This window comes from Streptomyces sp. NBC_00094 (genome assembly GCF_026343125.1).
GTDB lineage: Bacteria > Actinomycetota > Actinomycetes > Streptomycetales > Streptomycetaceae > Streptomyces.
The window spans coordinates 4972329-4992238 of the sequence record NZ_JAPEMB010000001.1 but is presented as its reverse complement, the minus strand read 5'-3'; the positions used below and the strand labels follow the sequence as shown (position 1 = coordinate 4992238).

Annotated in this window: 20 protein-coding genes and 1 riboswitch; of the genes, 8 read left to right on the top strand and 12 right to left on the bottom strand. The window is 72.8% G+C overall.

Annotated elements, in window-relative coordinates:
• Positions 1–79: 79 nt before the first annotated feature.
• Positions 80–1093: a tryptophan--tRNA ligase gene (gene trpS, locus OG580_RS22220; RefSeq protein WP_267045418.1), complete on the bottom strand. Its 1014-nt coding sequence runs from the start codon at positions 1091–1093 to the stop codon at positions 80–82.
• 56 nt (positions 1094–1149) lie between these two features.
• Here trpS and OG580_RS22215 point away from each other — a divergent pair, with 56 nt between their 5' ends.
• Positions 1150–1734: an RNA polymerase sigma factor gene (locus OG580_RS22215; protein ID WP_267045417.1), complete on the top strand. Its 585-nt coding sequence runs from the start codon at positions 1150–1152 to the stop codon at positions 1732–1734.
• On the top strand, positions 1727–2542 hold the full coding sequence (locus tag OG580_RS22210; RefSeq protein ID WP_267045416.1) for a hypothetical protein: 816 nt from the start codon (positions 1727–1729) through the stop codon (positions 2540–2542). Before OG580_RS22215 ends, OG580_RS22210 begins: the two co-directional genes overlap by 8 nt.
• A 159-nt stretch (positions 2543–2701) precedes the next feature.
• Here the strand turns inward: OG580_RS22210 and glyA are convergent, their stop codons facing one another.
• Complete coding sequence (glyA, locus tag OG580_RS22205; protein WP_267045415.1) at positions 2702–3970, bottom strand: serine hydroxymethyltransferase; 1269 nt, start codon at positions 3968–3970, stop codon at positions 2702–2704.
• 78 nt (positions 3971–4048) lie between these two features.
• A riboswitch (ZMP/ZTP riboswitch) is annotated at positions 4049–4139 on the bottom strand.
• A gap of 110 nt (positions 4140–4249) precedes the next feature.
• Between glyA and rocD the strand changes: the two genes are divergently transcribed.
• Positions 4250–5455, top strand: a complete 1206-nt coding sequence (gene rocD / locus OG580_RS22200; protein ID WP_267045414.1) for an ornithine--oxo-acid transaminase — start codon at positions 4250–4252, stop codon at positions 5453–5455.
• A 103-nt stretch (positions 5456–5558) separates the two neighbouring features.
• A complete protein-coding gene (locus OG580_RS22195; protein ID WP_267045413.1) occupies positions 5559–6254 on the top strand; it encodes a polysaccharide deacetylase family protein in 696 nt (231 codons plus the stop codon).
• Positions 6255–6272: 18 nt separating this feature from the next.
• On the opposite strand, the gene OG580_RS22190 is transcribed toward OG580_RS22195, so the two are convergent.
• A complete protein-coding gene (locus OG580_RS22190; RefSeq protein ID WP_267045412.1) occupies positions 6273–7457 on the bottom strand; it encodes a glutathionylspermidine synthase family protein in 1185 nt (394 codons plus the stop codon).
• 13 nt (positions 7458–7470) lie between these two features.
• Positions 7471–7770: a hypothetical protein gene (locus tag OG580_RS22185; RefSeq protein ID WP_267045411.1), complete on the bottom strand. Its 300-nt coding sequence runs from the start codon at positions 7768–7770 to the stop codon at positions 7471–7473.
• 114 nt (positions 7771–7884) lie between these two features.
• Between OG580_RS22185 and OG580_RS22180 the strand changes: the two genes are divergently transcribed.
• Positions 7885–8820, top strand: a complete 936-nt coding sequence (locus tag OG580_RS22180) for a hypothetical protein (protein ID WP_267048078.1) — start codon at positions 7885–7887, stop codon at positions 8818–8820.
• Positions 8821–8839: 19 nt separating this feature from the next.
• On the opposite strand, the gene OG580_RS22175 is transcribed toward OG580_RS22180, so the two are convergent.
• Complete coding sequence (locus tag OG580_RS22175; RefSeq protein WP_267045410.1) at positions 8840–10297, bottom strand: PLP-dependent aminotransferase family protein; 1458 nt, start codon at positions 10295–10297, stop codon at positions 8840–8842.
• Positions 10298–10344: 47 nt separating this feature from the next.
• Between OG580_RS22175 and OG580_RS22170 the strand changes: the two genes are divergently transcribed.
• Both OG580_RS22170 and OG580_RS22165 read left to right on the top strand, forming a co-directional pair.
• Positions 10345–10842 carry a carboxymuconolactone decarboxylase family protein gene (locus OG580_RS22170; protein WP_267045409.1) on the top strand — a complete coding sequence of 166 codons (498 nt, stop codon included), beginning with the start codon at positions 10345–10347 and terminating at the stop codon, positions 10840–10842.
• A complete protein-coding gene (locus tag OG580_RS22165) occupies positions 10839–11600 on the top strand; it encodes an isocitrate lyase/phosphoenolpyruvate mutase family protein (protein WP_267045408.1) in 762 nt (253 codons plus the stop codon). Before OG580_RS22170 ends, OG580_RS22165 begins: the two co-directional genes overlap by 4 nt.
• Positions 11601–11628: 28 nt before the next feature.
• Here the strand turns inward: OG580_RS22165 and OG580_RS22160 are convergent, their stop codons facing one another.
• The 7 genes from OG580_RS22160 to OG580_RS22130 all read right to left on the bottom strand — a co-directional run bounded on the left by OG580_RS22160 (position 11629) and on the right by OG580_RS22130 (position 18772).
• Positions 11629–12555 carry a serine/arginine repetitive matrix protein 2 gene (locus OG580_RS22160; RefSeq protein ID WP_267045407.1) on the bottom strand — a complete coding sequence of 309 codons (927 nt, stop codon included), beginning with the start codon at positions 12553–12555 and terminating at the stop codon, positions 11629–11631.
• Between the two features lies 1 nt (position 12556).
• Positions 12557–12946: a hypothetical protein gene (locus tag OG580_RS22155; protein WP_267045406.1), complete on the bottom strand. Its 390-nt coding sequence runs from the start codon at positions 12944–12946 to the stop codon at positions 12557–12559.
• Positions 12939–14714, bottom strand: coding sequence for a hypothetical protein (locus OG580_RS22150; protein WP_267045405.1), 1776 nt, complete (start codon positions 14712–14714; stop codon positions 12939–12941). The genes OG580_RS22155 and OG580_RS22150 overlap by 8 nt, the downstream gene beginning before the upstream one ends.
• Positions 14715–14905: 191 nt before the next feature.
• Positions 14906–15895, bottom strand: coding sequence for a malate dehydrogenase (locus OG580_RS22145; protein WP_267045404.1), 990 nt, complete (start codon positions 15893–15895; stop codon positions 14906–14908).
• A 211-nt stretch (positions 15896–16106) separates the two neighbouring features.
• Positions 16107–17183 (bottom strand): XRE family transcriptional regulator, encoded by a 1077-nt coding sequence (locus OG580_RS22140; RefSeq protein ID WP_267045403.1) that lies wholly within the window; start codon positions 17181–17183, stop codon positions 16107–16109.
• 262 nt (positions 17184–17445) lie between these two features.
• The gene (locus OG580_RS22135) at positions 17446–17910 is read right to left on the bottom strand and encodes a DUF3017 domain-containing protein (protein ID WP_267045402.1); all 465 of its coding nucleotides are present in this window, start codon (positions 17908–17910) and stop codon (positions 17446–17448) included.
• Position 17911: 1 nt separating this feature from the next.
• A complete protein-coding gene (locus tag OG580_RS22130) occupies positions 17912–18772 on the bottom strand; it encodes a bifunctional methylenetetrahydrofolate dehydrogenase/methenyltetrahydrofolate cyclohydrolase (protein WP_267045401.1) in 861 nt (286 codons plus the stop codon).
• A gap of 261 nt (positions 18773–19033) precedes the next feature.
• Here OG580_RS22130 and OG580_RS22125 point away from each other — a divergent pair, with 261 nt between their 5' ends.
• Entirely contained in the window at positions 19034–19753 is a 720-nt protein-coding gene (locus OG580_RS22125; RefSeq protein ID WP_267045400.1) for an RDD family protein, read from the top strand.
• Positions 19754–19910 lie beyond the last annotated feature (157 nt).

The window sequence follows — 19910 nt, the reverse complement described above, 5'->3', positions numbered from 1 at the left end:
GAGTGGTCGGTCGGTGCTGTGTGGTGGTGCAGCCGCCAGTGTGCGTCCTGCACCACCCTCGTGGCCAGGGCCCTAGGACTCAGTGCTTGGCGGGCAGGAAGCCCATCCGGTCGTAGGTCTGCGCCAGCGTCTCCGCCGCGACCGCGCGGGCCTTCTCCGCACCCTTGGCCAGGACAGAGTCCAGCGTCTCCGGGTCGTCCAGGTATTCCTGGGTACGGGCCCGGAACGGCGTGACGAAGTCCACCATGACCTCGGCCAGATCCGTCTTCAGCGCGCCGTACATCTTGCCCTCGTAGCTCTTCTCCAGGTCGGCGATGCTCGTGCCGGAGAGGGTCGAGAGGATGGTGAGGAGGTTGGAGACGCCGGCCTTGTTCTCCGGGTCGAAGCGGATCACGGTCTCCGTGTCGGTGACCGCGCTCTTCACCTTCTTCGCCGTCGCCTTCGGCTCGTCCAGGAGGTTGATCAGGCCCTTCGGCGTCGACGCCGACTTGCTCATCTTGATCGTCGGGTCCTGGAGGTCGTAGATCTTCCCGGTCTCCTTGACGATGTACGGCTTGGGGATCGTGAAGGTGTCGCCGAAGCGGCCGTTGAAGCGCTCCGCGAGGTCGCGCGTCAGCTCGATGTGCTGGCGCTGGTCCTCGCCGACCGGGACCTCGTTGGCCTGGTAGAGCAGGATGTCCGCGACCTGGAGGATCGGGTACGTGAAGAGGCCGACGGTGGCGCGGTCGGCGCCCTGCTTCGCGGACTTGTCCTTGAACTGCGTCATCCGGGAGGCCTCGCCGAACCCGGTGAGGCAGTTCATGACCCAGCCGAGCTGCGCGTGCTCGGGGACGTGGCTCTGGACGAACAGGGTGCAGCGGTCCGGGTCGAGACCGGCGGCGAGCAGCTGCGCGGCGGCGAGGCGGGTGTTGGCCCGCAGCTCGGCGGGGTCCTGCGGCACCGTGATGGCGTGCAGGTCGACGACCATGTAGAAGGCGTCGTGGGTCTCCTGCAGTGCGACGTACTGACGGACCGCACCGAGGTAGTTGCCGAGGTGGAACGAGCCTGCCGTGGGCTGGATTCCGGAGAGCGCGCGAGGACGATCAGAGGCCATGCACATCATTCTCTCAGGTGTGGGAACCGATCCCCGACTGCCGGTGTATCAAAGGTGTGAGGACGCGGGAGGGGGGCCTGGTCGACGACGAGGCCGTGGTGATCGCACGGGTGCGCGCCGGAGAGCCGGAGGCGTACGCGGAGCTGGTCCGCGCCTACACGGCGGTGGCGCTGAGGGCGGCCGTGGCGTGCGGCGCGGGCCCGGAGGCCGAGGACGTGGTGCAGCAGGCGTTCTTCAAGGCGTACCAGGCGCTGGGGCGTTTCGAGGAGGGCGCGGCGTTCCGGCCGTGGCTGCTGCGGATCGTCGTCAATGAGACCAGGAACACAGTGCGCTCGGCGGGTCGGCAGCGGGCCGTCGCGGGGCGGGAGGCGGACCTGCTCGGGGGCGAGCCGCGGATACCGGAGTCGGCGGATCCGGCGGTCGCGGCGGAGGAGCGGGAGCGGAGCCGGCGGCTCTTCGACGCGTTGGACGGCCTCTCCGAGGACCATCGGCGGGTGGTGATCCACCGCTATCTGCTGGAGCTGGACGAGGGGGAGACCGCGGAGGCCCTGGGCTGGCCGAGAGGGACGGTGAAGTCGCGGCTGAGCCGGGCGCTGAAGAAGCTGGGACGCGTGCTGGAGGGAGGTGAGGGGCGTGGCTGAGGAGGAGCGCGGGGTGGAGGAGCGCGGGTCTTCCACCGAGGGGCTGCCGGAGGAGCTGCGGGGGCTCGGGCGGCGGCTGCGACTGCCGGACGTGGACGGCGAGTCCATGGCCGAGCGGGTGCTCGCGCAGCTGCTCGCCGAGCACGTCCCGACACCGTCCGTGCCGGTCCGGCGGCGACGGTGGGCCTGGGTGCGCGAGCGGTGGCGCGCGCTGGTGGCGGGCCTGACCGGGGTGCTGATCGTGCTGGTGCTCACCCCTCCCGTGCGGGCGGCGGTGGCGGACTGGTTCGGCTTCGGCGGGGTCTCCGTGCGGTACGAGGCGGACGGCGGCCACGCGCCGGCCGCCGGGGTGGTGCCGGGCTGCCCCGACCCGGTGGCCCTCACGGAGGCCGGGCGAAGAGCCGGGTTCGAGCCGGTGATACCCCGCTCCCTCGGCTCGCCGGACGCGGTCGCGGTGACCGGGTCGGCCGAGGGGGGCCGGGCGGTGATCAGCCTCTGCTGGCGCGACGGGGAGCGGACGGTCCGGCTGGACGAGTTCCCGGCCCGTCTCGACATCGGCTTCGCCAAGGAGGTCAGGACGCAGCCGCGGTGGGTGGACCTCCCGGACGGCGCCCAGGGGTACTGGTTCGCGGCGCCGCACCTGCTGACCTTCCCGCTGACGGACGGGACGGGCTCGGTGTGGACCCACGAGGTCCGTACGGCGGGCCCCACGCTCCTCTGGACGAGGAACGGGGGCGCGCTCACCTTCCGCCTGGAAGGCATACCGGACCCGGAGGAGGCCCGGCGGACGGCGGAGTCGACCGGCTGACGGGCCGGGTCACGCGGACCGGACCGCGCCGGGCCCGGACCGGGTCACGTCGGACCGGGTCGGGTCACGCCGGACCGGACCGCGTCGGACCGGACCGGGTCACGTCCGCCCGGGTCGCGTCCGCCCGGGTCGGGTCCGCCCGGGTCGGGTCGGGTCAGGTCAGGTCGGGAGGCCCGGGGCCGGGTAGGTGGAGAGGAGGTCGGCGACCTCCTTGCGGATGAGGCCGAGCGTTTCCTCGTCGCCCGTGCCTGCGGCGGCGACACCGCGGTCGATCCACTCCGCGACCTGGGCCATGTGCTCCGTACCGAGACCACGGGAGGTGAGGGAGGGGGTGCCGATGCGGACGCCGGAGGGGTCGAAGGGCTTCCGGGGGTCGTACGGGACGGTGTTGTAGTTGACGACGATCCCCGCCCGGTCGAGGGCCTTCGCGGCGATCTTGCCCGGGACCTGCTTGGGCGTGAGGTCCATCAGGATCAGGTGGTTGTCGGTGCCGCCGGAGACCAGGTCGAAGCCGCGGGCGAGGAGTGCCTCGGCGAGGGCCTTGGCGTTGGCGACGACGGCGTGGGCGTAGTCACGGAAGGAGGGCTGGGCCGCCTCGCGGAGGGCGACGGCGATGGCCGCGGTGGTCTGGTTGTGCGGGCCGCCCTGGAGGCCGGGGAAGACGGCCTTGTCGAGGGCCTTGGCGTGCTCCTCGCGGGACATCAGCATCGCGCCGCGCGGGCCGCGCAGGGTCTTGTGGGTGGTCGTGGAGATCACGTCGACGTGCGGGACCGGGGACGGGTGGGCGCCGCCCGCGATGAGGCCGGCGATGTGGGCGACGTCGGCGACGAGCACGGCGCCTGCCTCGCGGGCGATCTCGCCGAAGGCGGCGAAGTCGATCGTGCGGGGCAGCGCGGTGCCGCCGCAGAAGATCACCTTCGGGCGTTCCCTGAGGGCGATCTCGCGGACCTCGTCGAGGTCGATGAGGCCCGTGTCCTGGCGTACGCCGTACTGGACGCCCCGGAACCACTTGCCGGTGGCGGAGACGCCCCAGCCGTGGGTGAGGTGACCGCCCATCGGCAGGGCCATGCCCATGACGGTGTCGCCGGGCTCGGCGAAGGCGAGGTAGACGGCGAGGTTGGCCGGGGAGCCGGAGTAGGGCTGGACGTTGGCGTGGTCGACGCCGAAGAGCGCCTTGGCGCGCTCGACGGCGAGGGTCTCGACCCGGTCGATGTTCTGCTGGCCCTCGTAGTAGCGGCGGCCGGGGTAGCCCTCGCTGTACTTGTTCTGGAGGACGGTGCCGGAGGCTTCGAGGACGGCGGCGGAGACGTAGTTCTCGCTGGGGATGAGGCGGAGGGTCTCGCCCTGGAGCCGTTCCTCGGCGCCGACGAGGGCGGCGAGTTCGGGGTCGGCCGTGGCGAGGGCGGGGTGCTGCTGGGGCGTGGTCACGATGGTGTCCTCCGGGCGTTGCGGCGGGTCCCGGGACACTGCGGTGAGAGGCGCGGCGCCACGCGGGACTGTCGGGTCCCGTGACGCCCAGGCGAGCGGCGCCTCGTGTGGTCTGCCGCGCACGGCTCCCCCGGGGTCGCTTCCCCGTACGCCAGTCGCCGTGCGTGTTTCCAGACTAGCGGGCGCGCCGTCGTCGAGGTTTCCACGTCCGGCATACGAGCGACGATAAGAAGGGGAGCCACGAGCCACCCCATGAGCCGCAGGACGAACGGAGATCCCGTGTCGAGAACGCAAGACGCGATCGCTTCCGCGGAGGCGCACAGCGCTCACAACTACCACCCCCTTCCGGTCGTCGTCGCCTCGGCGGACGGGGCCTGGATGACCGATGTCGAGGGGCGCCGCTATCTGGACATGCTCGCCGGGTACTCGGCGCTCAACTTCGGGCACGGCAACCGGCGGCTGATCGAGGCCGCGAAGGCGCAGCTGGAGCGCGTGACGCTCACCTCGCGCGCCTTCCACCACGACCGCTTCGCCGAGTTCTGCACGCAGCTCGCGGAGTTGTGCGGCAAGGAGGCGGTGCTGCCGATGAACACGGGGGCGGAGGCGGTCGAGACGGCCGTGAAGACCGCCCGGAAGTGGGGGTACGAGGTGAAGGGCGTGCCGGACGGGCACGCGAAGATCGTGGTCGCGGGGAACAACTTCCACGGCCGGACGACGACGATCGTCAGCTTCTCCACGGACCACGAGGCGCGCGACCACTTCGGCCCGTACACGCCGGGGTTCGAGATCGTTCCGTACGGGGACCTGACGGCGCTCGACGCCGCGGTCACCGAGAACACGGTGGCGGTGCTGCTCGAACCGATCCAGGGCGAGGCGGGTGTCCTGGTGCCGCCGGCCGGCTATCTGCCGGGCGTCCGGGAGCTGACGCGGCGGCGGAACGTGCTGTTCATGGCGGACGAGATCCAGTCGGGCCTCGGCCGGACGGGCAGGACGTTCGCGTGCGAGCACGAGGGCGTGGTGCCGGACGTGTACATCCTGGGGAAGGCGCTGGGCGGCGGGGTGGTGCCGGTGTCGGCGGTGGTCGCCGACCGTTCGGTGCTCGGGGTGTTCCGGCCGGGCGAGCACGGGTCGACCTTCGGCGGGAATCCGCTGGCCTGCGCGGTGGCCCTGGAGGTGATCGCGATGCTGCGGACGGGCGAGTTCCAGGAGCGGGCGACGGAGCTGGGCGAGCACCTCCACTCCGAGCTGGGGCTGCTGGTGGGCGGCGGCGCGGTGGAGGCGGTGCGCGGACGCGGCCTGTGGGCCGGGGTGGACATCGCCCCGGCCCGGGGCACGGGCCGGGAGATCTCGGAGAAGTTGATGGAGCGGGGGGTCCTGGTGAAGGACACCCACGGCTCGACGATCCGGATCGCGCCGCCGCTGGTCATCTCGAAGGAGGACCTGGACTGGGGCCTCGAACAGCTGAGGGGGGTGCTGTCGGACTGACCGAGTCCACTTGAGTAGGGGCGGCCCGCGCCACCGCGCGGGCCGGGCCAGGGGACAACTCGGGGCATTGACACGACAGTTGGTCTAGGCCAATGATGCCGCCATGCCGAGACTCCGTCTGCGTCACGCCCTGCGTGCCGCGCTCGCCGCCCTCGTTCCGGTCGCGCTCCTCGGCGCGTTCACGGGACCCGCGCACTCCGCCCCGAAGGCGGCCTGGCCCGAGCCCGTCCCGGTGGTCTCGCACGTCGAGACCACCGACCCGGTCGTCTTCATCACCATCGACGACGGCTGGTTCCACGACCCCGCGGCGGCGAAGCTGCTGCTCGACCGCCGGGTGCCCGCCTCGCTCTTCCTGCTGCCCGGCGCCTACTCGTACGACTCCGGCTACTTCCACACCCTGCTGAACCAGGGCCGCTCCCGCGTCGAGAACCACACGGTCAACCACCCCGACCTCACCACACTCGACGCCGCCGGCCAGAAGGCGGAGGTCTGCGGGGCCCGCGACCAGCACCTCGCCCAGTTCGGCGACGGCCCGCGGCTGCTGCGCCCGCCGTACGGCACGTACGACGCGACCACCCGGACCACCGCCCGCTCCTGCGGGGCGAAGGCCGTGGTGACGTGGACGTACGACCTCACCACCTGGGGCCAGTGGACCCCTCCGACACCGGCCCTCAAGGCCGGCGACATCATCCTGCTCCACTTCAACGAGACCCTGGAGCAGGACCTGAAGCGGGCCCTGGACCTGGCCGAGGCGGCCGGACTCAAGCCCGCGCCACTGCGGGAGTACGTCCCCGAGTAGCCCCTGGGGAGACACCTCCTACAGGATCACGTGCGGGAGGAAGCGGGCGTACTCGTCGGTGACGAGGCCCGCGGACTCCCGGATCCCGAGCCCCGCGGCCTCGTTCTCGACGACCCACGCGCCGAGCACCACCCGGTTGCCGTCGAAGTCGGCCAGCGGGGCCAGCTCCTGGTAGCAGCAGGGCTCCCCGTCCCGTACGAAGGGCTCCGTACCGGCCTCGTGCAGGGTGACGCCCGCGCCCTCGCGGCCGAGCAGCGGCTTGGCGACCCACCCCGTGGTCGAGGCGAGTTCGCGCGGGCCGTCGAGGTAGGCGGGGAGCAGGTTCGGGTGGCCCGGGTTCAGCTCCCACAGGATCGCGAGCAGCGCCTTGTTGGAGAGGAGCATCTTCCAGGCCGGCTCGATCCAGCAGGTGGTGCCGGTCCCGCCGCCGTTGTCGAGGGTGTCGAGGACGTGCTTCCCGAAGCGGTCGGTGGTCAGCCACTCCCACGGGTAGAGCTTGAAGCAGCTGCGGATGAAGCGGAGCCGGTCGTCGACGAACCGGCGCGAGAGCCGGTCCCAGCCGATCGCCTCGACGGAGAGCGCCTCCGTGTCGAGCCCGGCCTGCTGGGCGGTCTCACGCAGGTACGCGACCGTCATCAGGTCCTCGCCGAGCTCGTCGCCGTCCGAGTGGACGAAGTGGACGGGCCCCGGCGGCAGCAGGTGCGCCTGCTTCTTCCAGGCGTCGACGAGCCGCTCGTGGAGGGAGTTCCACTGGTCGGCGCCGGGGAACCGCTCCTCCATCCAGAACCACTGCGGGCTGGCGGCCTCCACCAGCGAGGTGGGGGTGTCGGCGTTGTACTCCAGCATCTTGGCCGGGCCGGTGCCGTCGTACCGCAGGTCGAACCGCCCGTAGAGGGAGGGGAGTTCGGCGCGGCGCCGCCAGGACTCGGCGACCAGGGAGGCGAGCTTCGGGTCGGTGATCCCGAGGTCGGCGAAGCGGTCGTGCTCGACGATGTGCGCGGCGGCCGCCAGGCACATCGCGTGCAGCTCCTCGACGACCTCCTCCAGCGCCTCGACCTCGGGCAGGGTGAAGGAGTAGTACGCGCTCTCGTCCCAGTACGGACGCAGCGAACCGTCCGGGTAGCGGGTCAGGGGGTAGACGACCCCCTGCTCCTCGACGATCCGCTGCCAGTCGGGCCGGGGCTCGATGGTGTGCCGCTTCATGTGCCGGGCCTCCTCAGCCGCCGCCGGAGCCCGAGCAGCCGAAGCCGCCGGTGTCGACGGCCGTCTTGTTGAAGCTGCCACCGCTCACCGTGCCGCTCCGGACGGAACCGCCGTAGTAGTACGAGCCCCGGGTCGTGGTGCCGTCATCGTCGTCGTCGCTGCCGCCGCCGCTCTCGCACCGGTAGCTGGGCAGTTCCTCCCGGGTCAGCGGGTCCACACACCGCTTGTCCGGCTCCGAACCGCACGCGGTGATCGTCGCCGCGAGCACACCCATCCCGCCGAGCACCACCGTGCTCGACCTCAGCCTCCGCATGTCCGTCGCCTCCCCTTCGCGGTCATGGCCGTCGTGGCCACGACAGTCGCGACCGCACAGTGTAGGCCGGTGGTTTCACGCCTCAACCTCTAGAGTCGCTTCGTGCTTCTTGGGATGATTTGCGCGCTTGCTTCGGCCTTCTGCTTCGGTACGGCCTCTGTCCTCCAGGCGATGGCGGCCCGTGCCGCGGAGCCGGGGACGGGTGGAGGTGTCGACGTCGCGCTGATGTGGCGGGCGTTGCGGCAGTGGCGCTACATCGCCGGCCTCGGGATGGACACCCTGGGCTTCGCCCTGCAGGTCGTGGCGCTGCGGACGCTGCCCATCTACGCCGTGGGGGCTTCGCTCGCCGCGAGCCTGGCGGTCACGGCCGTCGTCGCCTCGCGACTGCTGCACGTGCGGCTGAGCCGGGTGGAGTGGACGGCCGTCGCCGTGGTGTGCGCGGGGCTCGCGATGCTGGCGCTCGCCTCCGGGGAGGAGGGCCACGGGGAGGGCTCGGAGGCGCTGCGGTGGGCGCTCCTCGCCGTCGCCTTCGGGGTGCTGCTGCTGGGTGTGGGGGCGGGCCGGCTGCCGGAGAAGCCGCGCGCGCTCGTCCTCGGCCTCGGGGCTGGCTTCGGCTTCGGGGTGGTGGAGGTCGCGGTCCGGCTGATCGACGGCGTCGACTTCGCCGATCCGGTCTGGTACGCGCTGCTCCTGGGCGGCGGGGCGGCGTTCCTGTTGATGACCTCGGCGCTCCAGCGGGGCTCCGTGACCACGGCGACGGCGGGCATGGTGCTCGGCGAGACGATCGGACCCGCGGCGGTCGGGGTGGTCTGGCTCGGGGACCGTACGAAGGAGGGGCTGGAGTGGCTGGCGATCGCCGGCTTCGCCGTGGCCGTCGCGGGCTCCCTGGCCCTGGCCCGCTTCGGCGAGCCGCCGCCGGAGGACGTGGCCGGCGGGGCGAAGACCCTGGACGCGACCTTGGACGCGACCTTGGACGCGACCCCGGACGTGACCTCGGGCGCGACCCCGGACACGGGGCCGGCACCGGAGCGGGAGCCCCGTACGCCCTGACCGCGCGCAGCGGTTTCGCTCAGGGCAGCACCCTGCACAGGGCCTGGAGCGCCCCCTGCCAGCCGCTGTCCGGGGGCGTGCCGTAGCCGACGACCAGGCCGTCCAGGGTCGGTTCCACCGCGGGGCGGCGGAAGTGGTTCACGCCCTGGACCGCGAGACCGTGCCAGGCGGCGGCCCTCAGGACGTCCTGTTCGGTGCCGGGCGGCAGGGCGAGGACCGCGTGGAGGCCGGCCGCGATCCCGCTGACCCGGGTCCGCGGCGAGTGCGCGGCCACCGCCGCCACCAGCTGGTCCCGGCGCCGCCGGTAGCGCAGCCGCATGGCCCGTACGTGCCGGTCGTACGCCCCCGAGCCCAGGAACTCCGCGAACGCCAGCTGGTCCGGCGCGCTCGACGACGAGTCCACGGCCCCCTTCGCGGCCACCACCTCGCCCACCAGGCCCTCCGGCACCACCATCCACGCCAGCCGCAGCCCGGGCGCCAGGGACTTGCTCGCGGTCCCGAGATAGACGACCCGCTCGGGGTCCAGACCCTGCAGCGCACCCACCCGCTGCCGGTCGTAACGGAACTCCCCGTCGTAGTCGTCCTCCAGGACGAAGCCCCCCGAGCCGCGCGCCCAGTCGACGACCGCCGCCCGCCGGTCCGGGGGCAGCGCGCCGCCCAGGGGGAACTGGTGCGCCGCCGTCATGAGGACGGCCCCGACCCCTCCGTACTCCCTCGGCTCCCCCGGCCCCTCGGTCTCCCCCGACTCCCCCGTCAGCTCCTCGACGCGCGTGCCGCGTCCGTCGAAGGGCAGGGGCGGGGTTCCGAGTCCGGCCCGGCTCAGGAGGTCGGCGTGGAGGCCCAGTCCGTACGACTCGACCGCCACGTCCCGCACTCCGCGGTCCCGCAGCACCTCGCCCAGCAGCATCAGTCCGTGCACGAAGCCCGCGCAGATCACGATCCGTTCGGGCCGGGCGTGCACGCCCCGCGCGCGGGCCAGGTACTCGGCGAGCGCGGTGCGCAGTTCGGTCCGGCCGCGCGGATCGCCGTAGCCGAAGGCCTCGTTCGGGGCGGCGGTGAGCGCCCGCCGGTACGCCTTGAGCCACTCGGCGCGCGGGAAGGAGGCGAGGTCGGGGGTGCCGGCCTTCAGGTTGTGCGCCGGAGCGTCCGGTCGGGGCCGTCCCGCCGTCGAGGGCCGGGCAGCCGCCGAGGAGGGCGCGGCCCTGCGTGGCGCGGCCCTCCGGGCGACCCGGGTGCCCGAGCCCTGCCGGGCCGTCAGCCAGCCCTCGGCGACCAGTTCGGCGTACGCGTCGGCAACGGTGTTGCGGGCCATGCCGAGGTCCGCGGCGAGCGACCGGGAGGACGGCAGGCGGGTGCCCGCCTCCAGCCGCCCGCTCCGCACCGCCTCCCGGAGCGCGTCCATGAGGCCCGCGCGCAGGCGCGGTCCGCGCAGCTCCAGATGGAGGTCGGCCCCGAAAGTGGCCCAGTCGTTCGGCATGGAAATGGACCATACTCCTGCGCCATCCGGCTCCTACGGTGAGAAGCATGACGACGACCACGGCAGCGGAGAAGACCGCGCACGAGCACCCGCCCCGCCTCCCCCTGGCCGAGCGGGTCCCCGAGTTCTACCGGGCGATGATCCGGCTTGAGGCGGCGGCCGCGAAGGACGTCGACCCGACCCTGTACCACCTGATCAAGATCCGGGCCTCGCAGGTCAACCGCTGTGCTTTCTGCCTCGACATGCACACCAAGGACGCGCTGGCGGAGGGCGAGAGCGTCGAGCGGATCGTGCAGCTCACCGCCTGGGAGGAGTCCCGGCACTTCTACACCGAGCGGGAGCTCGCCGCGCTCGCGCTGACCGAGGCCGTCACCGTCCTCACCGACGGCTTCGTCCCCGACGAGGTGTACGCGCGGGCCGCCGCGCACTTCGACGAGACCGAGCTCGCCCGGGTGATCGCCGCGATCGTCACCATCAACGCCTGGAACCGGATCGGCGTGACGACCCGGATGACCCCCGGCCACTACACCCCGCGCGCCTCGTGAGCGGGGACGCGACCGCCGAGGTCCTGCGCGCCCTGCACCGGGGCCGGGCCGCGGACGATCCGCTGGTGCTGCCCGGCCCGTGGGACGCGGTGAGCGCCCGTGCCTTCGAGGAGGCCGGTTTCCCGGCGCTCGCGACGCCCAGCGCCGGGATCGCCGCCGCACTGGGGTACGAGGACGGGGAGACGCCGGCCGCGGAGATGTTCGCCGCCGTGGCGCGCATCGTCCGCTCCGTCTCCGTACCCGTCACGGCGGACCTGGAGGGCGGCTACGGACTGCCGGCCGCCGAACTGGTGGAGCGCGTACGGGAGTCCGGCGCCGTCGGCGTGAACCTGGAGGACACGGGACCGACCGGCCGGCTCAGGGACCCGCGGGCCCATGCGGAGTGGCTGGCGGAGGTACGGGAGGCCGCGGGCCCCGGACTCTTCGTCAACGCGCGCGTGGACGTGTACATCCGGCGGGCGCCCGACGGGACCGTGGTGAGGGACGCGGCGGTGGCCCGCGCCCGGCTCTACGCCGAGGCGGGCGCCGACTGCGTCTACCCGATCGCGGCCCCGCCCGCCGACCTGCCGGCCCTGCGCGCCGCGCTCGGCGACCTGCCGCTCAACGCCCTCTCCGTCCCCGGCGGCCTGTCCTGCACCGAGCTGGGACTGCTGGGCGCGAGCCGCGTCACCTTCGGCGACGGCCTGCTCGTGCGCGCCACGGCCGACCTGACGGCCCTGGCGGCGGGGCTCCGGGACGGCGGCGCGCTCATGGGCTGAGCGCGGGCCGCCCCGGGGAGCCGGTCCGTCAGTGCGCGCCCGGGCGGAAGAAGTCCAGCGCCACGCGCAGGACCTCCCGCTGCTTGGGCCAGTCGGCCTCCGGGCCCGCGGAGAGGATGGCGTAGTGGTTGCCGTCCGCCGCCGTGAAGGCGCGGTCGACGACCTTGCGACGGCCGCCCTCACGGGAGTACGCGTACACCAGCTCGGCGGCGTCGGGCGGGGCGCCCGGCTCGCCGGTGACCCGGTCGAGGCTGATCTCCTCGTAGCCGGGCTTGTTGGCCCTGCCGTCCTCGGAGGCCCCGCGCAGGGCCTCGTACGGGGTCATGCCCGGCTCGACGATGACGAAGATCTGGAGGAGGCTCCGTCCGTCCGGCGCGTTGTAGAAGACGCCCTGGTCGGACTCGGTGCGGTCCCAGCCCTCGGGGACCGCGACCGTGAAGCCCTTGATGTCCTCGACGGCGTGGTAGCCGGGCGGGGGGATGTCGTCCATGGGCGGGGTGGTGGCGGAGTCGGAGGGCGACGGGGAGTCCGTCCCGTACGAGGTCTCCGTGTCCGACGGATAGTCCGTCGGGGAGCCCGTCGGGGAGTCCGTCGTGTCGTCCGAGGACGTCGTCTCCTGCGAGGCCGTGACCGAGGCCGGCGGCGCTCCCGCCACCCCGGCCCTGTCCCCCTCGCCCCCGTCCCAGATCAGCCACGTGCCCACCGAACCGGCCGCCAGGACGGCGACGGCGACCCCCGCCACGACCGCGCCGCGCGCACGCGGCCGGCCGGCCGGGGCCGGGGCCGAGGAGACGGGGTACTGCCACTCCCCCGTCTCCGGTACGTACTCCGGTGTGTACGAGGGCGGCGGCGGGGGCACGACGGGAACGGGGGGCGGGGCGGGAACGGGGGCCTGGCCCGTGACGCCCCCGCCCGTCTCCCAGCTCTGCGTCTCGTCGTTCCAGCGGGTGCTCATCTCACCCTCCGAGGAGGGCGCCGACGGCTTGGCCGACGGCCACCCCCGAGGCGAGGATCCCGGTCACGGCCCCCGCGTCCACGAGCGCCTGGCGCAGCCGCGTCAGCCGGCCCGTACCGGCACGTCCCGTGCCCTCGATCTCGTCCTCGGCGTCGGCGAGTTCGCCGTCCAGGACGGTCGTCTGCTCGGAGGCGACGACACCGCCGAGGTCGGCCCTGAGCCGGCGGACGGCCTGGAGCAGCTCCTCCTGCTGGGGGTCACGGGCCGGCTGCGCGCCGCTCACCGTGGTGGTGACGGTGTTGTGGTCGCCGATGGTGACGTTGCCGCTGGTGTTGGTGACGTGAATGCCGCCGCGGGTCCTGTCGTTGCTGTCGTTGCCGGTGTCAGCCACGGTCGCCTCCGGTCGAGGTGGTGAAGGTCTTGTTGGTGACGGTGTTGTGGTTGCCGAGGGTGACGTTGCCCTTGGTGTTCTCGATGAACGTGCCGCCCTCGGCGACGTGGACGATCTTCTGCTCGAACTCGGCGGTCTCGTAACCGGCTTCGCGCAGCGCGATGGTCACCCCGTTCGCGACCCGGTCCTGAATGCTCTTCAGGTAGCGGCTGACGTCCATCTCCTGGAAGAGGGAGGCCTCGTCGTCGGAGCCGAGCTCGCGGACCGATAGCTCGGGCCCCTCGGGCAGCGCGTTCGCGTGGCCCGCCGTGAGCAGTCGCCAGCCGTTGCCGAGCGCCCGCCAGAGCGTGGCGACGGCCTGCCAGGCGGAGCGCGGGGTCTGGCCGAGGGCCCAGACGGCCTTCCCGAAGTGGTGGTTGCGCCGGTAGCGGTGGGCGATCCGGTCGGCGTACCGGTAGAGCGGCTTCACCGGCCGCAGGACGTGCGGCGCGACCTCCAGCATGAGCATGCCGCCCTGCGTGTGGACGCGGACGAACACGGTGGCGACGACCTCCTCGCCCCAGCCGCCGACCCGGATGCGGAGGAAGTGACGGCGGGTCTCGCCGCCCTCCTCGATGGAGCCCGAGCGGTGCAGCTCGAACCCCTCGGGGGTGTACGGGGCGGCCGTGCGGGCCGGCAGGCCGTCGACCGGCAGGAAGACGACCTCGTCGATCTCCAGTTCGCGCAGCCGGTCCCGTACGGCCGCCTGGATCTGCTGCGAACCGTGCGGGGAGGGCACGCGCAGCGCCTCCACCAGCGGCACGACGTGCCGCATGATCGCGCTGTTGTCGAGCGGCTCGGGCGCCTCGCCGTCGAGGTTCTTGCGGGGGCGCAGCTCGATGGAGAGCGACCAGGGCTCGTACGGCGTTCCCGCTCCGCAGAACGGGTCGTCGGCTCCGTACATGACCAGGCGCGCGTGCTGCTCGATGCGGATCCGGTCGCGCAGGCGGCGGGAGCGGGCGCTCTCGGTCTGCTCGGCCGGGTCGGAGCGGAGGTCGGGGAAGCGCTCCCTGGAGAGCTCCTCGGTGAGCGCGCGGGCGAACTGGCCGCGCTGGGTCGCCACCGCCCAGGCCACGAGCAGCGGCACGGCGATGGTGATCCACACCTCCAGCGGGCCGATGCCCCACAGCGACTCGGCGGCGAAACTCGTCGCGAGGCCGAGGAACTCGCCCGCCTCGGAGACCTCGCCGAGGAACTCCCAGCCGGACTCGTCGTCACCGAAGGCGAGGAAGAGGAGGAGCAGCGCCGACTGGACGAACACGATCCGCCCGTACCAGCGCAGGAGGAAGGCGGGGACGGTGCGGTACGCGGGTGCGGAGGCGGACCGGCCGCGGACCCAGCGGGCGAGGCCGAGGACCAGGAACGGCACGATCAGGAGGGTGATCAGGCCCTTGGTGAGCGGGATCGCGATGATCCAGAGGGCGAGGATGCCGGCGGCCCAGGCGAGTTCGACGCGGCGGGCGCGCAGCGCGTGCGCGAGGACGCGGCTCGCGTCGAAGCCGAGCGAGGGGGCGGCGAAACGCTCCTCGTGGACGTACAGCTGGTCGATGACGGCGTCACGGAAGCCGTCGTCGAGGTAGGTGCCGGCGCAGAGCAGGCGGGTCGACTCGCTGGCGGAAGGTAAGCGGCGCGGGTCGACGGCGGGCGGCGTGCTCGGCGGGGCGTTCGGTGGCGTGCCGGGCGCCGCACTCGGTGGCGTGGCGGGTGGCTGCCCTGGCTGCTGAGGCACGAACGACTGCGTCAAAACTCCCCCGATGTGCGGAACTGTCCTTGTTTTTGGTCCACTTGGCCGAGAACCGAGGAGACAGCATAGGGGAGGGGAGGACTCCGTGTCGGCGCGGAAAAAACGGCGCCCCCGGCCCGTACGGTCGGTCGTACGGGCCGGGGGCGCCGGGCATTGCGAGGCCGTCAGGCCACGGCTCAGATGAGGCCGAGCTCGCGGACCGCGTCGCGCTCCTCCGACAGCTCCTGCACGGAGGCGTCGATGCGGGAGCGGGAGAAGTCGTTGATCTCCAGGCCCTGGACGATCTCGTACTTACCGTCGACGCAGGTGACGGGGAAGGAGGAGATGAGGCCCTCCGGGACGCCGTACGAACCGTCCGACGGGATACCCATGGAGGCCCAGTCGCCCGCGGCGGTGCCGTTGACCCACGTGTGGACGTGGTCGATGGCGGCGTTCGCGGCGGAGGCGGCGGAGGACGCGCCACGGGCCTCGATGATCGCGGCGCCGCGCTTGGCGACGGTCGGGATGAAGGTGTCGGCCAGCCACGCCTCGTCGGCGACGACCTCGGCGGCGTTCTTGCCGGCGATCTCCGCGTGGAAGATGTCCGGGTACTGGGTCGCCGAGTGGTTGCCCCAGATGGTGAGGCGCTTGATGTCCTCGACGGAGGCGCCGGTCTTCTGGGCCAGCTGCGTCAGCGCGCGGTTGTGGTCCAGGCGGGTCATCGCGGTGAAGCGCTCGGCCGGCACGTCCGGGGCGGCGGCCTGGGCGATCAGGGCGTTGGTGTTCGCCGGGTTGCCGACGACGAGGACCTTGATGTCGTCCGCGGCGTTGTCGTTGATGGCCTTGCCCTGCGGCTTGAAGATGCCACCGTTGGCGGCGAGCAGGTCACCGCGCTCCATGCCCTTGGTGCGGGGGCGGGCGCCGACGAGCAGCGCGACGTTGGCACCGGCGAAGCCCTGGCTCGGGTCGTCGAAGATGTCGATGCCCTTGAGCAGCGGGAACGCGCAGTCGTCGAGCTCCATGGCGGTGCCCTCGGCGGCCTTCACGCCCTGCGGGATCTCGAGGAGGCGCAGCTTGACCGGCACGTCCGCGCCGAGCAGGTGGCCCGAGGCGATGCGGAAGAGCAGCGCGTAGCCGATCTGGCCGGCCGCGCCGGTCACGGTGACATTCACGGGAGTGCGGGTCATGGCGATCTCCGTAAGACAGCTGGCGGTGGGGGTCCCTGCCCCTGGTACTGGACGCCCCTTCCTGATCGACGATCGACGATCGATCACTGTGATCGATCGGTGTCTCGACGTGAAGAGATTTCCAGCGGTCAGGCTATCGGACCCTGGGGCCCGCGAACCCCCACCCCCTTGTGGTCCGGCTCACTGCCACTCGTCCGAGGCATACGGCGCGTCAGTTCGCGGTACAGGCCTCGCGCCCGTCGGCCAGCGTGGCGCAGGCCCGCGCGTCGGCGCCCGAGGTGACGGCGAGCATCGGGGTGTACGCGTCGGTGTCGGCCCCGGCGGAGACCGTGGCGCTCCGGGTGGCACCCGCGACCTCCACGTCGACGGCGTCCCCCGGCACCGCGCCGGTGATCCGGGCCCAGGCCGCCGCGCACGTCGCACTGTGGCGGACCTCGACCAGGGCGGCGCCGACCCGGGTGCGGGCGACGGTGGTGGCGAGGGGCCCGCCGCACCCCATGGCCTCCGGGTCCCGGCCGGTGCAGCCGGGGCCGGTGCACTGCACCCCGGCGGGAAGGCTGGTGCGGGGCGCGGCGGTCGGAGCCGTCGACGAGGGCGGGGCGGCGGCCCCGCCGTCCGTACCGTCCGTACCGCCCAGGTCGACGAGGAGGAGGGCGGCGGTGACGACGAGCAGGGCGCCGAGGACCCCGGCGCCGTAGAGGAGCAGTGACCGCCGGCGGGGCGGGGGCGGGGAGCCGGGGGGCGGGTCGTCGGAGTGGGGGCTGTCGGAGAGCCGGGGGCCGAAGGGCGGGTCGTCGGAGAGCGAGCCGTCGGAGGGCCGGGGGCCGGGGAGCGGGGACGGTGCCCGTTCGAGGCGCCGGATCTGCATGGTCCGGTCGTCACCGAGGCCGCCGGGGTCGTACGAGCCGTCGGGGCCGTACGAACCCTCGGAGCCGTCCCGGCCGACGGAGCCGCCAGGAGCCTCCCCGTCGTCAGGGCCGCCGGGGCCGTCCCCGTCGCGGCGGCCCCCCGGTGCGTCGCTCCGTCGCCACGTACGGTCCGCGCGGTCCCATGCCTGCGCGAGGTCCCCGGGGTCGGCGCCCGTCACCTCGGCGAGTGCCGCGACCGCGCTCCTCGGGACGGGCAGACGCGCGCTCAGGTACGCGTCCCACGCGCTCCGGTCGTGTCCGGTGCGTTCGGCGACGGCCGTGACGGCGAGGCCGCTGCGGTCGATCAGCCGACGGATCCGCTCCGTGAACGCACGGACGTCCGGGTCGAGTTCGTCCGACAGCGCCTTCCAGCCAGGCATGTGCGCCCCCCTTGTCCACGACCTCCCCTGCGTCCCCGAAGGATGGCAGCTCCGGGCGTGACGTGGGGCCCATACGGGGGTGATCAGGGGATGAACCGGCGGCGTTCCGCGTCCGTATGCGGAGGCGAGGTGGCGGAATGGTCACTTCCGTGCCACAGCGGGCCACCGGAACTTGAACCACATTGGCGCGTACATGACCCTTGATCGCAGCGGAGCCCGCCCTCCCACGGGGGAGAGGGCGGGCTCCGTACGCGGAGGGAACCTAGGTCACCGTGAGGTGGAGGATGTCCTCCAGGAACGGGATCCGCAGCCAGGGATACGGCTGCACCATGAGCGCGAGCAGCACGATCAGGCCACCCATGACCCCGTACGTGATCATGTCCGTGAAACGGGACCGGACGGCCAGCATGCCCACGGACGGCACCACCCGGCGCATCACGGCCCCCACGAGCAGCGCGGCCCCGACCAGGATCGTGCCCACCCGGAAGGCCTGCGGGAACGGGTCCGCCCCGACCACGACCAGTCCGATGCCGGCGAGGACGAGGACGGTCAGCAGGGGCCACTGACGCGCGGGCGCGGAGGCGTCGCCGGGCGCCGCCCGGCCGCCGCCCTCGGGCCGCGCCGTGTCGGTGGTGAGGCCGAACCGGCGCCGCTTGGCCGCCTTGGCCACCTTGGCCGCCTCGCCCTCGATGGCATCGCCCCCGGAGACCCCACCCTCGGCGGCCATGTCAGAGCGCCGCGGCCGCGCGCTCGGCGGCCTCGACGACGTTCACGAGGAGCTGCGCGCGGGTCATCGGGCCGACACCGCCCGGGTTCGGGGAGATCCAGCCGGCCACCTCGGCGACACCGGGGTCCACGTCGCCGAGGATCTTGCCCTCGCCGTTGCGCGAGACGCCGACGTCGAGGACGGCCGCGCCAGGCTTCACGTCCTCCGGCTTGATCAGGTGCGGCACGCCGGCCGCCGCCACGATGATGTCGGCGTTGCGCAGGTGCGCCGAAAGGTCCCGGGTGCCGGTGTGGCACTGGGTCACGGTCGCGTTCTCGGAACGGCGGGTGAGGATGAGCGGCATCGGACGGCCGATGGTCACGCCGCGGCCGACGACCACGACCTCCGCGCCGTCGATCTCCACGCCGTGCGCGCGGAGCAGGGTGATGACGCCGTTCGGGGTGCAGGGCAGCGGCGCGGGCTCGTTGAGCACGAGGCGGCCGAGGTTGGTCGGGTGCAGACCGTCCGCGTCCTTGGCCGGGTCCATCAGCTCCAGGATGCGGTTCTCGTCGATGCCCTTGGGCAGCGGGAGTTGGACGATGTAGCCGGTGCAGGTCGGGTCCTCGTTCAGCTCCCGTACGACCGCCTCGATCTCCTCCTGCGTGGCGGTGGCCGGGAGGTGGCGCTGGATGGAGGCGATGCCGACCTGGGCGCAGTCACGGTGCTTTCCCGCCACGTACTTCTGGCTGGCGGCGTCTTCACCGACCAGGACCGTACCGAGGCCGGGCGTGACGCCCTGCTCCTTGAGGGCCGCCACACGGACGGTCAGATCGGACTTGATCGCGGCTGCGGTGGCCTTGCCATCGAGAATCTGGGCGCTCATGGAGACATCCTCCCGGATGACCCCCGACTTGTTCCAATTCGCTCCCGCCTGGCAGCCCGTCATACGGCAGGACAGCGGCAGGACAGATTGCACTTGCACAACTCATGGACATACCGACTGGACAAGAAAGCGACGCAGCGACGACGATGACCGGCGCAGCACCGCGGAAACTGCCGGGGGGAAGTCCGCTCAAATGCCGTGAAAGTCCTCCGCGCGGGCCGCGACGTCCCCGCACAGAGATCTTCACGGAGGAAATCCCCGATGAGCTTCGGCGACCCGAACAACCCTTACGGCCAGCCCCAGGGCCAGCAGCCGCAGCAGCCCGGCTACGGCTACCCGCAGCAGGCCCCGCAGGGTGTGCCGCAGCAGGGCTACGGCTACCCGCAGCAGCAGCCGGGCGCGTACCCGCAGGCTCCGGGCACCCTTCAGGCCAACAACGGCTACATCAGCGTGCACGGCCTCGGCACCGTGAAGGTCGCCTCGATGGGTCTGCGGTTCGCCGCGCGCCTGATCGACGGTGTGGCCATCGGCGCCATCGTCTGGATCCTGTCGTTCATCGGTCTGGCGGGCGTGGTCGGTGCGGCCGAGTCCATCGAGGACTGCACGAACATGGACCCGATGACCCAGGCCTACACGGACTGCGTGAACGAGCAGGCCGCCGCCGCGGGTGGCATCTTCGCCGCCTTCTTCGGCTTCCTCTTCCTCATGTTCATCGCCACCATGCTCTACGAGTGGCTGATGATCTCCTTCGTCGGCGCCACCCTCGGCAAGATGGCCGTGGGCCTGCGCGTCGTCAAGGAGACCACCGGCGGCAAGCCGGGCGCCGGCGGCGGCTTCATCCGCTGGATCATCCCGATGGCCGGCGCGCTCCTCTGCGGCATCGGCCAGGTCCTGGTCTACCTGTCGCCGTTCTTCGACAACACCGGCAAGACGCAGGGCTGGCACGACCGTGCCGCCGGCACGCTGGTCATCAAGAAGTAACGATTCAGGCGGGTTCCTCCCGCCGCTCCGAGGGCCGTCCGGCACACCGCCGGGCGGCCCTCGCCCGTTCCCGGGGGCGGCGTCTCACACCCGGGGGTGCGTCCCACCCGGGGCGGGTGCCTCACCCTCCGGGGGCGGTGTCTCGAACCCCGGGGGG

Coding starts and splice junctions, on each gene's coding strand:
- OG580_RS22135 (WP_267045402.1), bottom strand. CDS start 17,910: ATGGCCGCCGAGGGTGGGGTCTCCGGGGGCGATGCCATCGAGGGCGAG.
- OG580_RS22175 (WP_267045410.1), bottom strand. CDS start 10,297: ATGCCGAACGACTGGGCCACTTTCGGGGCCGACCTCCATCTGGAGCTG.
- OG580_RS22125 (WP_267045400.1), top strand. CDS start 19,034: ATGAGCTTCGGCGACCCGAACAACCCTTACGGCCAGCCCCAGGGCCAG.
- OG580_RS22190 (WP_267045412.1), bottom strand. CDS start 7,457: ATGAAGCGGCACACCATCGAGCCCCGGCCCGACTGGCAGCGGATCGTC.
- OG580_RS22140 (WP_267045403.1), bottom strand. CDS start 17,183: ATGCCTGGCTGGAAGGCGCTGTCGGACGAACTCGACCCGGACGTCCGT.
- OG580_RS22195 (WP_267045413.1), top strand. CDS start 5,559: ATGCCGAGACTCCGTCTGCGTCACGCCCTGCGTGCCGCGCTCGCCGCC.
- OG580_RS22130 (WP_267045401.1), bottom strand. CDS start 18,772: ATGAGCGCCCAGATTCTCGATGGCAAGGCCACCGCAGCCGCGATCAAG.
- OG580_RS22180 (WP_267048078.1), top strand. CDS start 7,885: ATGATTTGCGCGCTTGCTTCGGCCTTCTGCTTCGGTACGGCCTCTGTC.
- OG580_RS22185 (WP_267045411.1), bottom strand. CDS start 7,770: ATGCGGAGGCTGAGGTCGAGCACGGTGGTGCTCGGCGGGATGGGTGTG.
- OG580_RS22170 (WP_267045409.1), top strand. CDS start 10,345: ATGACGACGACCACGGCAGCGGAGAAGACCGCGCACGAGCACCCGCCC.
- OG580_RS22145 (WP_267045404.1), bottom strand. CDS start 15,895: ATGACCCGCACTCCCGTGAATGTCACCGTGACCGGCGCGGCCGGCCAG.
- trpS (WP_267045418.1), bottom strand. CDS start 1,093: ATGGCCTCTGATCGTCCTCGCGCGCTCTCCGGAATCCAGCCCACGGCA.
- OG580_RS22160 (WP_267045407.1), bottom strand. CDS start 12,555: ATGAGCACCCGCTGGAACGACGAGACGCAGAGCTGGGAGACGGGCGGG.